We start from the raw sequence: 13,472 nt of genomic DNA on the forward strand, positions 1-13,472 counted from the left end.
GGCTCAGAACTGGAGGGACTTGGTCTGGAGGTACTCGGTCAGGCCGTGCACGCCGAGTTCGCGGCCCACGCCCGACTGCTTGTAACCGCCGAAGGGCGCGAGGGGGTTGAAGCGGCCACCGTTGATGTCGACCTGACCGGTCTCCATGCGGCGGGCGAACGCCGTCGCCTGTGCCTCGTCGGCGGCCCAGACAGCCCCGGCGAGTCCGTAGACGGTGCCGTTGGCGATGCGCAGGGCGTCCTCCTCGTCCTCGTAGCGCAGGACGGACAGGACGGGGCCGAAGATCTCCTCCTGGGCGATGGTCATGTCCGGGGTGACGTCGGCGAAGACGGTGGGGCTGACGAAGCAGCCCTGCTCGCGCGGCGCGTCGGGACCACCGACGACCAGGCGCGCACCCTCGGCGACGCCCTTCTCGATGTAACCACGCACCCGTTCCTGCTGCTTGGCGTTGACTAGGGGGCCGATACGGTCGCCGTACTTGGCGGCGGCGGCCGCGGCAAGCTCGACGGCCTCGTCGTACTGGTCGCGGTGGACCAGCATGCGGGTCCAGGCGCTGCACGTCTGGCCGGAGTTGGACATCACGTTGGCGACCCCGACGTTGACCGCCCGTGCCAGGTCGGCGCCGGGGAGGATCACGTTGGCGGACTTGCCGCCGAGTTCGAGGGCGATCTTCTTGACGGCGGCCGCGGCGACGGCGCCGATCCGGCGGCCGACGGCGGTGGAACCGGTGAAGGAGACCAGATCGACGTCCGGGTGTTCGGCGAGGGCCTGGCCGGCCACCGGGCCGAGGCCGGTGACCAGGTTGAACACGCCCGCCGGGACACCGGCCTCGTGCACCGCCTCCGCGAGGAGCCGGGCGACCAGCGGGGTGTCCTCGGCGGGCTTGACCACGATCGTGCAGCCGGCGGCGAGGGCCGGGGCGGCCTTGGCGACGATCTGGTGCAGGGGGTAGTTCCAGGGGGTGATCGCGCCGACCACCCCGACCGGCTCGTGGAGGACGGTCGAGTTGCCCGTCCGCTCCTCGAAGGGGTACGTCGCCGCCAGCTCGGCGTACGAGCCCGCCACCCCGATCGGCACGGCCGCGTGCACGGTCTGCGAGAGCTTCAGGGGTGCTCCGAGTTCGGCGGTCACCGTCTGCGCGATCTCGTCCTGCCGGGCCACCAGCACGTCACGGAGGGCGGCGAGACGGGCCGCGCGCTCGGCGGGCGCGGTCGCGGCCCAGCCGGGGAGGGCGGCGCGGGCCGCCCGCACGGCGGCGTCCACGTCCTCGACGGTGCCGGCGGGGACGGTGGCGATCACCTGCCCGTCGGCCGGGTTCACGACCTCGATCACGTCCGGGCCGGCGGCGGGGCGCCAGGCGCCGTCGATGTACATGCCGTCGTATGCCTTCATCGCACTTCCTCCGGGGCGGGGCGTCGTCATCCACCTCATAAACTAGCGGCGCTAATTTAATGACGCCAGAGGGCCACGGCCACGGACCGGCAGCGGCCGATGCGGGTACGGGTGTGTACGAGTGTGTACGGACGGCGCTCGCCGCGTCACTCGTCCAGGTCGGGCAGTTGCGCCGGGACGTCGTGCCCTGCCCCGGACGCGGTCCCGGGTGCGATCCCCGGTGCGATCTCGACGGGCACCCCGTTGAGCACGGCGTTGCCCGACAGTGGGTCGAGGAGGCTGCCGTCGAGCAGTTGGTTGACGTTGACGCCTGGGTCGGCCGCCGCGTGCCGCAGTCGGGTGCCGGGCCGGTCGTGGCCCCAGCCGTGCGGCAGGCTCACCACGCCCCGGCGCAGCCCGTCGGTCACTTCGGCGGGCGCGGTCACCTCTCCCCCGGCGCCCCGGACGTGTACCGGCTGTCCGTCCCGGATGCCGAGGCGTTCGGCGTCGTCGGGGTGGATCTGCAGGGTGCACCGGTTGGTGCCGCCGGTGAGGGCGGGCACGTTGTGCATCCAGCTGTTGTTGGAGCGCAGATGGCGGCGGCCGACCAGGACGAAGCCGTCGGGGCGTTCGTCGAGGGCGGCGCGCAGCCGGGGAAGGTCGGCGGCGATCGGTTCCGGCAGAAGCTCCACCTGCCCGCTGCGGGTCTTCAAGGGCTGCGGAAGGCGGGGGCTCAGGGGTCCGAGGTCGATGCCGTGCGGGTGGGCGAGCAGCCGGTCGAGGGTGAGGCCGTCCGGGTCTGCGCCGAAGCCGTCGCCATAGGGGCCGAGGCGGAGCATCATGTCCAGCCGCCGCTCGGGGCCGTCGTGGCCGGTGAGCAGCCCCGCGAGTTCCTCCGGGTCGCGGCCGTGCACCGGGGAGTGCGGGTCTTTCACCGCCCTGCCGAGGGTCTGGTCGACGACCAGCCGGTCGACGGCCGCCGGGTCGGCGCCGTGCCCGCCGGTGGCGGCGAGGACGAGCCGGGCCAGGATCTCGGTCTCCGGCATGCGCCCTGGTTCCGGCGGGAGGGCGGGGCGGGTGTAGCGGACCTGGTTGCGTACGGCGAGGGTGTTGAAGGCGAAGTCGTGGTGCGGGCTCTGCGCGGGCGGGGGCGGCGGCAGGACGACGTGGGCGTGGCGCGAGGTCTCGTTGAGGTACGGGTCGACGCTGACCATGAAGTCGAGACAGCCGAGGGCCTTGTCCAGACGGTCACCGTCGGGTGCGGACAGGACCGGGTTGGCGGCGACGGCGATGAGGGCCCGCAGCGGTTCGCCTTCCTCGGTGGCGGTGTCGATCTCCTCGGCGAGGGCGGAGAGCGGCAGTTCGCCCTTGGCCTCGGGGTGCCGGCTCACCCGGGAGTGCCAGCGTCCGAGGGCGAAGCCGCGGCCGGGTCCGGCGGGGCGCGGGGTCTTGTCGGTGGCGGCACGGGGGAAGAGGGCCCCGCCGGGCCGGTCGAGGTTGCCGGTGAGGATGTTGAGAACGTCGACGAGCCAGCTGGCCAGGGTGCCGTGCGGGACGGTGCAGCTGCCGATGCGGCCGTAGACGGCGGCGGTGGGGGCGGCGGCGAGTTCGCGGGCGAGGATGCGGATGGTGTCCGCGTCGACGTCACAGGCCGGGGCGACGGCCTCGGGGGTGAAGTCCTGGACGGCGTCGGCGAGTTCGGCGACACCTTGCACATGGGGAGCGCAGTCCCCCAGGTCGACGAGGTGCTCCTCGACGAGCACGGACGCCATCGCCGCGAGCAGCAGGGCGTCGGTGCCGGGCCGGATGGCGATGTGCCGGTCGGCGAGGCGGGCGGTGCGGGTGCGGCGCGGATCGACGACGGTGAGGGTGCCACCACGGGCCCTGAGCGCCCTGAGGCGGCCGGGGAAGTCGGGTGCCGTGCACAGACTCCCGTTGGATTCCAGGGGGTTGGCGCCGATCAGCAGTAGGTGGTCGGTGCGGTCGAGATCGGGCACGGGGATCGCGTTGGCGTCGCCGAAGAGAAGTCCGCTGGACACGTGCTTGGGCATCTGGTCGACGGTGGAGGCGGTGAACAGACTGCGGGTGCCGAGCCCGGCGATCAGGACGGGCGGGTAGAGGGCGCCGGCCACGGTGTGCACGTTGGGGTTGCCGAGGACGACTCCGACGGCGTTCGGGCCGTGGCGTTCGACGACGGGCCGGATACCGGCGGCGACCGCGTCGAACGCCTCCTCCCAACTGGCCTCGCGCAACACGCCGTCGACCCGGACGAGCGGGCCGCGCAGCCGGTCGGGGTCGGCGTCGACGGCGGGGAAGGAGGCGCCCTTGGGGCAGATGAATCCCTTGCTGAAGACGTCGTCGCGGTCGCCCCGGGCACCGGTGACCCTGCCTTCGTCGAGGGTGAGGGTCAGGCCGCAGGTGGCCTCGCACAGAGGGCAGATACGAAGGGCGGTGCGGGACATGGAACCTCCCGGGTACGGCGGCGGTGACGCACGGACAGGCGGGCGGACGGGCAGGCGCACGGGCAAGCGCGGAGACAGCCGCACGGACCGGCCGACGGACCGAGCATACCGACCGGTACGCATGCGCGGGAGCCCCGTACCGGTTCGTTCTCGGCCGAACGGCAGGGGCCCGTCGCGGGCCGACGGCCGGTTCGCCGCCCGGTCCCGCGGCGAGAGGCGGGCGGGCCGGCTTCCGGATCAGTCCAGTACGCGTGCCAGATAGGCACGCAGCATCTCCCTCAGTTCGGCGATGATCTCCTCGTCACCCTCGGGCGCCATCCGGAAGGCGAGGTGGACGAGGGCGTCTGCGGTCTCGACGGCGATGAGGAAGCCACGGCGCAGTTCCTCGTCCGGTTCGCGGTCCAGGTAGCCGGACAGCAGGCCGGTGAGGTGGTCGGCGACGCGGTGGTTGGGTTCGGTCCGGCGGGTGCCGACGGGAATCTGGTTGCCGAAGTCGACCAGGGAGAAGCCGGGCGCGGTGCGCTTCATGTCCAGGTAACCGTCGAGCACGACGTCCATGGCCTGCCGCCAGCCCGGGTCGCCGGTGACCGCATTCAGGCGGTCGGTGACCTGCCGCGTGAAGCACTCCAGGTTGCGCTGGGCCAGTGCGTCGGCCATCTCACGCTTGTTGCCGAAGAAGCGGTAGACGGAGCCGACGGGCACACCGGCGCGCTGCGCGACGGCGCGGGTGCTCAGGGCGTCATAGCCGACCTCGTCGAGGAGCGCGGCGCAGGCGTCCAGGATTCTGGCCAGCCGTTCGGTGCTGCGGCGCTGCACGGGCGCGCGGCGCAGCGAGGTCGCGTGGGACACGGGCACAGGCACGGGCACGGGTTCATCCTGCCCTTCGGCCCCGGTCGGGTGAACCCCGGCCCCCGGCGGGGCCGGGGGCCGCCGTTCCTCGCTCCGTCTCGTTCGGGGCCGTGGTGGGGCTCGATTCCGAGACCGTGATGTCGGCCGTGCTCTCCACCGGTTTTCCGCCCACGGCCCACACCGAGCCGTCGTCCGCGTAGAGGCGGACGGTGACCTGGTGCGTGCCGCGCCGGACGGTGTGCGCGGAGAGGTGGTGGCCGGGTGTGCGCAGCAGGGCGACGAGGCGGTCGTTCACGTAGAGGTGCGCGAGGCCGCGGCCGGGCACCGCCCGGTCGGCGGTGCCGTCCGGCGAGAAGCGGAAGTTGCGTATGCGCAGTCGTACGTCCCAGCCGCCGTCGGTGTCGGGCGTGACCTCTACGCCGACCTCGGGAGCACCCTCCTCCTCCACCTCGCGGTAGGGCCGGCCCTCATCGTCCCGCTCCTCCAGGAGTTCGCCCACCGGCGACGGCGTCCCGGCGCCCTGCTCCTTCTCCTGGGCGGCACGCGAGCCGCAGCCCGCGGATCCGGCCAGCAGTACACCGCACACCGCGAGCGCGGTGATCAGCCTCCCCGTCCACGCCATGCGGGGGAGCTTAGAACAGGCGTCCGGTCGCACGGATCCCCCTGGAGTCGGGTTCCGCCTCCTCCCTCTAGAGGAGGGCGGGGTACTACGGGAGGAGAGCGACAGTCGGGCCGGGGTGGAGTGGGCCGGAGTGGGGCGAGCGGCATTCGGGGGAGGCGGGCACCGCCGCACCTCGGGAGGCGATGTCGCGTGTCCCTCTTGCGCCGGGGAAATCGCAATCCTACGGTGATGCATAGGAATCGCACGCAAGGGAGCAGCGAAGATGAGCGATGGGGGCACCGCCCGCGCGAGCGCATTCGAGCGTGGGGGAGCGCGCAAGGCCGTCGAGGGACTCGGTCACCTCTCCGGTTTCGGCAACGAGCACAGCTCCGAGGCGGTCCCGGGCGCCCTGCCCGAGGGACGCAACACGCCGCAGCGCGCGCCGCTCGGGCTGTACGCGGAACAGCTGAGCGGTACGGCGTTCACCGAGCCGCGGGCCCACAACCGCCGGTCGTGGCTGTACCGGATCCGTCCGTCGGCCGCGCACCCGGCGTTCACCCGCACGGGCAACGGGGCGATCCGCAGCGCACCCTTCAACCAGACGGTGCCCGACCCCAACCGCCTGCGGTGGAACCCGCTGCCCGCACCGGCCGAGGGCACGGACTTCCTGGCCGGCCTGTGGACGCTGGGCGGCAACGGCGACGTCACCCAGCGCGCCGGCATGGCGGTGCATCTCTATCACGCGAACGCGTCTATGGACCGGGTGTTCAGCGATGCCGACGGTGAACTGCTGATCGTCCCGGAGCAGGGCGGGCTGGTGCTGCGGACCGAGTTCGGGCTGCTGCATGTGGAGCCGGGACACATCGCGCTGATTCCCCGTGGGGTGCGCTTCCGGGTGGAGCTTCTGGACGATATGGCCCGCGGCTATGTGTGCGAGAACTACGGTGCCTCCTTCCGGCTTCCCGACCTCGGTCCCATCGGCGCCAACGGTCTGGCGAACGCACGGGACTTCCGGGCGCCCGTCGCCGCGTACGAGGAGGTCGAGGGGCCGGTGGAGGTGGTGAACAAGTTCTGCGGCAACCTCTGGTCGGCCACCTACGGCCACTCCCCGCTGGATGTCGTCGCCTGGCACGGCAACCATGTGCCGTACGCCTACGATCTGCGCCGCTTCAATGTGATGGGCACCATCTCGTACGACCATCCGGACCCGTCGGTCTTCACCGTACTGACGGCGCCGAGCGATACGCCGGGGCTGGCGGGGGTGGACTTCGTGGTGTTCGCGCCGCGCTGGCTGGTGGGCGAGGACACCTTCCGGCCGCCGTACTTCCACCGGAACGTGATGAGCGAGTACATGGGCCTGATCGAAGGCGCCTACGACGCGAAGGCGGAGGGGTTCGTGCCGGGCGGCGGCTCGCTGCACAACATGATGTCGGCGCACGGGCCGGACCGGGAGACGTTCGACAGGGCGAGCGCCGCCGAGCTGCGCCCGCAGAAGATCGACGACGGTCTCGCGTTCATGTTCGAGACGCGCTGGCCGATGTCCCTGACACCGCAGGCGGCACGCGCGGAACATCTGCAGCAGCGTTACGACGACGTGTGGCAGGGCCTCGAACGTCATTTCCGCACGGTGCAGTCCGGGTGACCCGGGTCGTCAAGGACGGCCCGGGCGGACCGGTTCGACTCCGGGGTGTCACAGCCGGTGTCGGCACACCCCCACGTCTCACATTGCACTGGACGTTCCCGACCGGTACGGATAGCCCGTGACCTCCTTCGCGCCGGATTCGATCGTCCTGAACCGCAAGCTGCCGCTCTGGTATCAGGTGTCGCAGTCGCTGCGTGCCTCGATCCTCGGTCGCTCGGCCCGGGACCCACTGCGCCTGCCCACCGAGGAACAACTGGCGGGGCACTACGGAGTGAGTGTGCTGACCATGCGGCAGGCGCTGAAGGAGCTGGAGGACGAAGGGCTGATCACCCGGCACCGCCGGCGCGGCACGTTCATCGAGCCCCATGCCCTCCGGGGCGCCCCGGTGCGGCTGTTGGGGTCGGTGGACGCGATCGTGGCCCAGCAGTCCGGCATGACGACCGAACTGCTGGAGCACGGCACCGCGCCGGTGCCTGCCGAACTCGCCGAGTACTTCCCCGGGCTGACGGAGGCGGCGGCCTACCACCGGCTGCGCAGTGACGAGAAGACCGGCGAGCCGACCAACCACGCCCGCAACTACGTCCGTCCGGAACTCGCCGCCCGGATCGACCTGGAGGAGCTGCGACGCCGGCCGATGACCAAGGTGCTGCGTGACGTCGTCGGGGTGGAGATCAGCCGCATCACGGACACCGTTCAGGCGCGGCTCGCGGATCCGGAGACGGCCCGGCTGCTCCGGGTTCCGCTGCTCAGCCCGATCCTGCACTACACCGGCATCACCTACGACACCGACGGCGTCCCTCTGGACGTGGCCGTGATCAACTACCGGGGCGACCGCTTCTCCTTCACCGTGACCCTGGACGCCACCTGATCCCGCCCGCCCCTCAGGTCGTACGATGCCCAGCGTGACGCACGACGACGCTCCGCTGCTGGCGGACCTCATGCCGTGGTCCGTCGCACCGCCACGGCTCGGCCGGGCATGGCCGGCGGCACCCGATCCGGCGGCCCTGAAAGCCCGTTGGGATGCTCTGATGAAGGCCGCGGGACCGGACAGGGAGACCCTGTTGCAGCCGACCCGCTCACGGACCGGGCACACGGCGGTCGGGCAGCTTCCGGGCCGGTCGGGCGGCACGGAGCGACTGACGCGCGCCTCGGGCCCGTGCCCGGAGCCGGTCCGCGTGCTGCGCTCCCCCTTCGACGAGCAGTGGCTGATTCCCGACCAACGGCTGATCGACGCGGCCCGCCCCGAGCTGTGGCGGGTGGCGGACGAGCGGCAGATCTTCCTCGTCGAGACCGGGACCGTGACGGGACGCGGGGCACGCACACGGGGTGAAAGCACCAGGGGCAGCGCTGCCGGCACCGGCGACGCCGGTGCCACCGCCGGTCCTCAGCTCCTCGTCACCTGCCTGCTGCCGGTGCTCCGTCCCGGCCGGGTCCGCCCGTTGTACCGCCGGCCCGGGGGCGCGGAACCGAACCTGGCCCCGGGCCTGTCCGGGCACCTGACGGCACGCCTCGGCCGGGAGGTACCGGCCGTCGACGTGCTCGCCTGGATGACGGCCGTGGTGCGGCCCGGCCCCGGAGGGCTCGCGGTGCCGCTCACCGGGGACCTCGGCGTGTGGGACGCGGGTGTGGAGGTGGGGCGCCGGGTGCTGTGGCTGATGCGGCGCGACGGGGAGCGCCCCCGGCTCCCGGGCGGACGCCGCCCCTACGTCCGCGCCCCGCTCCCGTCCCGCCCGCCGACCGTCCGGTACGACCGCGACGAGGAGACCCTGCTCTTCGACGAGGGCCGCATCTCGCCGGTGCCGCCGGCGGCCTGGGACTATGAGGTGGCCGGGGTCCCGGTGCTGGAGCAGTGGTGTGCGGCCCGTACGGAGGAGGCCGAGCCCGGGACGCTGGAGGCGATCCGTCCGGCCTGCTGGCCGCAGAGCTGGACGTCGGAGCTGTTGGAGCTGATCACGGTCCTCACTCTGCTCGCCGAGCTGCGCCCGCGGCAAGCCGCGTTGGCAGACCGTGCGACGGCCGATCCGATCACGCCGACGGAGTTGCGCCGGGCGGGCGTGCTCCCCGTACCACGGTCGGCGCACGGGCCCGCCTCGGTCCTGGACGCGCACGAGGAAGGACCGGAGGGCCAGCTCACGCTGATCTGACACGACACACCGCGGATCCGGACCGGCCCCGCTCCCTGCCGGTCCCCCACCGGATCCGGCCCACCGGCCCTCGTCAGTGACCGTCGCCGGAGCCATCGAGCACCCGTTCGGGGGTCTGTTCGAACACCGCATCCGTGGCGGCCGGCCCCGCGCTCTCCTGCTCCTGCGACCAGGGCCGCCGGGCCGGCTGCGCACGGTCGCGGAGCGGAATCCGATCGGCGCGGTGCCGGCAGCGCTGCGGGACCTCTTCGGCAACGCTTCTGTACCAAAAGGGGCGGCCCGACCCATGGCACACCCGGTCGCGGATCGCCGACCTGGTACGCGGTACCGGTCGCGATGTTCGTTCCGCTCCCGGTACGGCGGTACACACGCGGGAGGCCGTGGGACTCACGCCGCACGGAAGGTTGTAGCCGCAGGGCTCACGGGCACAGGCCGGTGGGCGGCAGGAGCGAGTGCCGGGGAGCGACAGGGGCCGGGGGCGGGACGGCAGAAGCCCGCACACCCCCGGATCACTGCCGGGTGGATCGGGGCGCCGGGAGGAACGTGACCAGAACGAGGTACCGAGAGGGGTGCCGGAGGAGGACGACGTGCCTGTGCCGGAGCGCACCGGTGGGCGGCGCCGCACGCCGTGGGGTGGCGGGCGGCGCGTGCGCGGTGTGTCACGCCGGGACGGGGAGCCCGCCCGAACGCGGAACTAGTGGCTGCCGAAGAGGGAGCGGCGCAGCCGGCGCAGCGGGGCGAAGAGCGAGACACGGCTCGTCCGTGCCCGTGAGCCCTTGGCTCCGCGGTCGTGCCTGTCACGCGCTGTCAGTTCGCGCATCAGTGACGTCGCCTCGGCCGTCTCCCGCTGCGGGACGGCGGGTCCCGCCAGTACCGAGAGGTGACGGTCCAGGCGCGTACTGGTCGCGCTGCTTCCGCAGGTGATCGCAGGGACCCTGGCCCTGCTGCGCACCGTTATCTGATCCATGTCACTCCCCACCCGTACGAGTCCGCCCGGCCCGGGCAGGTTAACCCTATCGCCCCGCCCGGGCGCTCGCGTATCTCAGTCGCAGGATTCACCTTCCCCGTAAGGAGGTTGACGAACACTCGACGGTTACTCTCCGAATCCAACCGCTTTCAGGGCGAGTTGGACGACCGGCTGAGTTGTGGGCTGCGGCGATCCTCCCCCCGGCTCGACGGTTACGGCGAGTGACGTCGCGGAGATGTCGAGGTCGGAGGCGACGAGGGGCGCGTCGCTCTCGAAGAGCCCGAGGGAGCGCGGTTGCGCGCCGGGGCGCATGAGCCAGAGCTGACGCACACGTCCGTTCGGCGGGTTGTCGTATCCGCCGAGGGTGACAACGGCGCTCCGTTCCGATGCGGAAGCGATCACTCCGATCGTGCCGCCCCGGGCGTCGCGGCCGCTGCTCGCGAGGGCGTCCGGAGCGGCGAGAACGTGGGCGATCTCACGTCCCCGGTCCCGTTCGGCGGTCAGTTGGTCCTGGGTCCGGTTCGCCTGGACGGCGAACAACGCGGCGACGACGAGGGCAGCGGCGGCGGTGGCCGTCGCGAAGGGCACGAACAGCGGCATCCGGCGCGGCCCGCCGGTCTGCGGCACGGGCCCGGTCCCCCATACGTGGGGCGGGAGTTGCGGTGCCCGCGCGCCCTTCTGTTCCTGGGTCCCGGGTGCGGGGTCCTGCGGGGTGGCCCGCACGGCGGCCATGACCCGGTCGCGCAGGGCGGGGGGCGCGGGGGCGGCCGTGGACCAGGCGAGGCGGACGGCGTCCTCGGCGAGGACGCGTACCTCGGCGGCACAGCGACGGCAGGTCGTCAGATGCCGCTCGAAACGGATGCGTTCGGCGGGTTCGAGTGCGTCGAGCGCGTAGGGTGCGGCCAGCGAATGGAGGTCTCCGCGACCCCCGCGGCCCAAGAACCGGTCCAGGAAGCTCATGCGGCACCTCCCAGGCAGTGGCGCAGTCGGGTCAGGCCGTCGCGCATGCGGGTCTTGACCGTACCGAGCGGCAGGGAGAGCCGTTCGGCCACCTCTCGGTAGGTGTAGCCGTCGTAGTAGGCGAGGGTGACCGACTGCCGCTGCAGCGCGGTGAGCCGGTCCAGGCAGCGGCGCACCCACTCGCGTTCGAGGCCGGCCTCGACCTCCTCGGCGACCTGGTCGAACGCGGGCCCGCTGCCGCGCCGGGCGGCTTCACGCTGCTCGCGCTCCCCTGCCGCACGGGCACTGCGCACCCGGTCGACGGCCCGGCGGTGGGCGAGGGTGAGCACCCAGGACAGTGCGCTGCCCCGCTCGGGGTCGAACCGGGCGGCGGAGCGCCAGAGCTCGAGCAGCACCTCCTGGACGACCTCCTCCGACTGGGCGGGGTCGCGCACCACTCTTCGCACCAGTCCGTACACCGGCCCGGACACCAGTCCGTACAGCGTCTCGAATGCCTTCTGGTCGCCCCCTGCCACCCGCACCAGAAGCTCGTCCGCCTCCAACGCGCACCCCCCTCTCCCGGCCCCTTCGGGCCACCCGGTCACCCGAGGCATGCGCAGCGAGCGCGCCTCCGGATGGGATTACGGATCAACGGATCGAAAACGCGGGTCGAACAGCGAGAAATACTAAGGGCGTTCAGCTGCGGCGGACCCGTCGGAACATTTTCGCCTCCCGACCAATCCGGTCCGGGCGCGGCTCCGAATCCCGGTGCGTCAGGCAAGTTGGCACTGAGGACGGACGGCATGACACCTAACTCCAGGACCGGCGCGGGACGCAGGAACCTCGCGACCCTGATCTGTGGCGCGCTGGCCGCCGGTGGGCTGGCCGCCGCCGGCACGGCAGCGCTGGAACCGGGGGCGGCCGCCGCCTCCAGTCACCGGGAGGCCCCGCTGGTCTCGGGCACTCCGCAGTACGACAACACCGACCTGTACGCGTTCGTCAGCCCCGACAAGCCGGACACGACGACGATCATCGCGAACTGGATCCCGTTCGAGGAGCCGGCCGGCGGACCGAACTTCTTCACGTTCGCCGAGGACGCGCAGTACGACATCCACATCGACACCAACGGCGACGCGCAGGGCGAGCTGCTGTTCCGCTACACCTTCAGGACACACACGAAGAACGAGAAGACGTTCCTCTACAACACGGGCCCGGTCACCAGCCTGGACGACCCGGACCTCAACATCACGCAGACCTACGACATCGAGCTGCTGAAGCTGAAGGACCAGCACCTGGTGTCCCGTACGAAGATCGCGGACGACGTCCCGGTGGCGCCGTCGAACGTCGGCAAGGCGTCCATGCCGGACTACGACGCGCTCCGCAAGCAGGCCGTGCACGAACTGGCGGGCGGGGCGACGACGTTCGCCGGGCAGGCCGACGACCCGTTCTTCCTGGACCTGCGCGTCTTCGACCTGCTGTACGGCGGGAACCTCTCCGAGGTCGGCAATGACACCCTCAAGGGGTACAACGTCAACTCGCTGGCCCTCCAGCTGCCGACGCACATGATCGCCGAGTCGGCGGACCAGCCGGTCGTCGGCATCTGGTCCACGACCCAGCGCAAGAACGCCAAGGGGCAGTTCACCCAGGTGTCGCGGCTGGGCAATCCGCTGGTGAACGAGGTCGTCAACCCGCTGAAGGACAAGGACACGTTCAACGCGTCCGCGCCGTGGGACGACGCACAGTTCCTGAAGAACGTCACGAACCCGGAACTGCCGAAGCTCATCGAGGCGATCTACAAGATCGAGGCGCCCGCCGAGCCGCGCAACGACCTCGTCGACGTCTTCCTCAAGGGCGTCGAAGGGCTCAACCAGCCGCCGCACGTGACGCCGTCGGAGATGCTGCGCCTCAACACGTCGATCGAGCCCGCGGCCGAACCGAAGCGGCTCGGTGTGCTGGACGGCGACAACGCCGGCTTCCCCAACGGGCGCCGGCTGACGGACGACGTGATCGACGCGGCGCTCCAGGTCGTCGAGGGCGAGCTGGTCGGCGCGGCGAACGACCTCGGTGACGCGGTCGACGCCAACGACAAGGAGTTCGGCGCCTCGTTCCCGTATCTGGCCAACCCGACGGAGGGGTCGCGCGGTCCGCTCGCCGAGGGTGTGGACAGCGGCAACGACGTACGCAACCAGCTCGGTGACGCGCTGCGGCCGGCCGGGGCCGGGGGCTCCGACGACACCACTCTGATCGCCGCCTCCGCGGGGGCGGGAGCCTTCGGGATCCTGCTGATCGGCGGGGCCCTGATGTGGTGGCGCAGGATGCGCGGCCGGGCGTACTGAGCCCTCCGCGTCCACCGGAGCGGGGCGGGTGGTCCCGGGCTCCGGCCTTCCCTCCCCCCACCGGCAGGCGGGCCTCCGGCCCGCCCCGGTGAGCAGGCGCGGCCCGTCCCCTCCATCCCCGCGGCACGGGCCGCGCCGCCGACCCCCCGCACCCAGCGGGC

General features: G+C 72.1%; 11 protein-coding genes and 1 pseudogene. 5 read left to right on the top strand and 7 right to left on the bottom strand.

All coding sequences use genetic code 11. From position 1 onward, the window contains the following. Positions 1-3 precede the first annotated feature (3 nt). The 4 genes from ACFYQA_RS10655 to ACFYQA_RS10670 form a co-directional block, all read right to left on the bottom strand. On the bottom strand, positions 4-1,392 hold the full coding sequence (locus ACFYQA_RS10655; protein ID WP_388914516.1) for an aldehyde dehydrogenase family protein: 1,389 nt from the start codon (positions 1,390-1,392) through the stop codon (positions 4-6). A gap of 146 nt (positions 1,393-1,538) precedes the next feature. After that, a complete protein-coding gene (locus tag ACFYQA_RS10660; RefSeq protein ID WP_388914519.1) occupies positions 1,539-3,833 on the bottom strand; it encodes a molybdopterin oxidoreductase family protein in 2,295 nt (764 codons plus the stop codon). A 237-nt stretch (positions 3,834-4,070) separates the two neighbouring features. Then, positions 4,071-4,700, bottom strand: a complete 630-nt coding sequence (locus ACFYQA_RS10665; RefSeq protein ID WP_388914521.1) for a TetR family transcriptional regulator — start codon at positions 4,698-4,700, stop codon at positions 4,071-4,073. 4 nt (positions 4,701-4,704) lie between these two features. Next, positions 4,705-5,304 carry a hypothetical protein gene (locus ACFYQA_RS10670; protein ID WP_388914524.1) on the bottom strand — a complete coding sequence of 200 codons (600 nt, stop codon included), beginning with the start codon at positions 5,302-5,304 and terminating at the stop codon, positions 4,705-4,707. 262 nt (positions 5,305-5,566) lie between these two features. On the opposite strand from ACFYQA_RS10670, the gene hmgA reads away from it, so the two are divergent. From hmgA to ACFYQA_RS10690, 4 genes and pseudogenes are all read left to right on the top strand, one after another. Then, a complete protein-coding gene (hmgA, locus tag ACFYQA_RS10675) occupies positions 5,567-6,925 on the top strand; it encodes a homogentisate 1,2-dioxygenase (protein WP_388914527.1) in 1,359 nt (452 codons plus the stop codon). Positions 6,926-7,043: 118 nt separating this feature from the next. Next, positions 7,044-7,793 carry a GntR family transcriptional regulator gene (locus tag ACFYQA_RS10680; RefSeq protein ID WP_332426367.1) on the top strand — a complete coding sequence of 250 codons (750 nt, stop codon included), beginning with the start codon at positions 7,044-7,046 and terminating at the stop codon, positions 7,791-7,793. A gap of 25 nt (positions 7,794-7,818) precedes the next feature. Continuing rightward, positions 7,819-9,069, top strand: coding sequence for a type ISP restriction/modification enzyme (locus ACFYQA_RS10685; protein WP_388914531.1), 1,251 nt, complete (start codon positions 7,819-7,821; stop codon positions 9,067-9,069). Positions 9,070-9,241: 172 nt separating this feature from the next. Continuing rightward, a pseudogene (locus tag ACFYQA_RS10690) lies at positions 9,242-9,444 on the top strand (ABC transporter permease); the annotation flags it as partial. A gap of 319 nt (positions 9,445-9,763) precedes the next feature. On the opposite strand, the gene ACFYQA_RS10695 reads toward ACFYQA_RS10690, so the two are convergent. The 3 genes from ACFYQA_RS10695 to ACFYQA_RS10705 form a co-directional block, all read right to left on the bottom strand. Further along, entirely contained in the window at positions 9,764-10,036 is a 273-nt protein-coding gene (locus tag ACFYQA_RS10695) for a hypothetical protein (RefSeq protein ID WP_386399943.1), read from the bottom strand. A gap of 126 nt (positions 10,037-10,162) precedes the next feature. Further along, positions 10,163-10,996, bottom strand: a complete 834-nt coding sequence (locus tag ACFYQA_RS10700; RefSeq protein WP_388914534.1) for an anti-sigma factor domain-containing protein — start codon at positions 10,994-10,996, stop codon at positions 10,163-10,165. Beyond that, positions 10,993-11,538, bottom strand: coding sequence for a sigma-70 family RNA polymerase sigma factor (locus tag ACFYQA_RS10705; protein ID WP_388914537.1), 546 nt, complete (start codon positions 11,536-11,538; stop codon positions 10,993-10,995). Before ACFYQA_RS10705 ends, ACFYQA_RS10700 begins: the two co-directional genes overlap by 4 nt. Before the next feature lie 240 nt (positions 11,539-11,778). Here ACFYQA_RS10705 and ACFYQA_RS10710 point away from each other — a divergent pair, with 240 nt between their 5' ends. Beyond that, positions 11,779-13,311: a DUF4331 domain-containing protein gene (locus ACFYQA_RS10710; protein WP_388914540.1), complete on the top strand. Its 1,533-nt coding sequence runs from the start codon at positions 11,779-11,781 to the stop codon at positions 13,309-13,311. Positions 13,312-13,472: the final 161 nt, after the last annotated feature.

It is taken from the genome of Streptomyces sp. NPDC005774, from assembly GCF_042871645.1.
Classification (GTDB): Bacteria; Actinomycetota; Actinomycetes; order Streptomycetales; family Streptomycetaceae; genus Streptomyces; species Streptomyces pratens.

Excerpts from the sequence above, each read along its gene's own strand:
- ACFYQA_RS10655 (WP_388914516.1), bottom strand. The coding sequence starts at position 1,392 with ATGAAGGCATACGACGGCATGTACATCGACGGCGCCTGGCGCCCCGCC.
- ACFYQA_RS10660 (WP_388914519.1), bottom strand. The coding sequence starts at position 3,833 with ATGTCCCGCACCGCCCTTCGTATCTGCCCTCTGTGCGAGGCCACCTGC.
- ACFYQA_RS10670 (WP_388914524.1), bottom strand. The coding sequence starts at position 5,304 with ATGGCGTGGACGGGGAGGCTGATCACCGCGCTCGCGGTGTGCGGTGTA.
- hmgA (WP_388914527.1), top strand. The coding sequence starts at position 5,567 with ATGAGCGATGGGGGCACCGCCCGCGCGAGCGCATTCGAGCGTGGGGGA.
- ACFYQA_RS10685 (WP_388914531.1), top strand. The coding sequence starts at position 7,819 with ATGCCCAGCGTGACGCACGACGACGCTCCGCTGCTGGCGGACCTCATG.
- ACFYQA_RS10695 (WP_386399943.1), bottom strand. The coding sequence starts at position 10,036 with ATGGATCAGATAACGGTGCGCAGCAGGGCCAGGGTCCCTGCGATCACC.
- ACFYQA_RS10700 (WP_388914534.1), bottom strand. The coding sequence starts at position 10,996 with ATGAGCTTCCTGGACCGGTTCTTGGGCCGCGGGGGTCGCGGAGACCTC.
- ACFYQA_RS10710 (WP_388914540.1), top strand. The coding sequence starts at position 11,779 with ATGACACCTAACTCCAGGACCGGCGCGGGACGCAGGAACCTCGCGACC.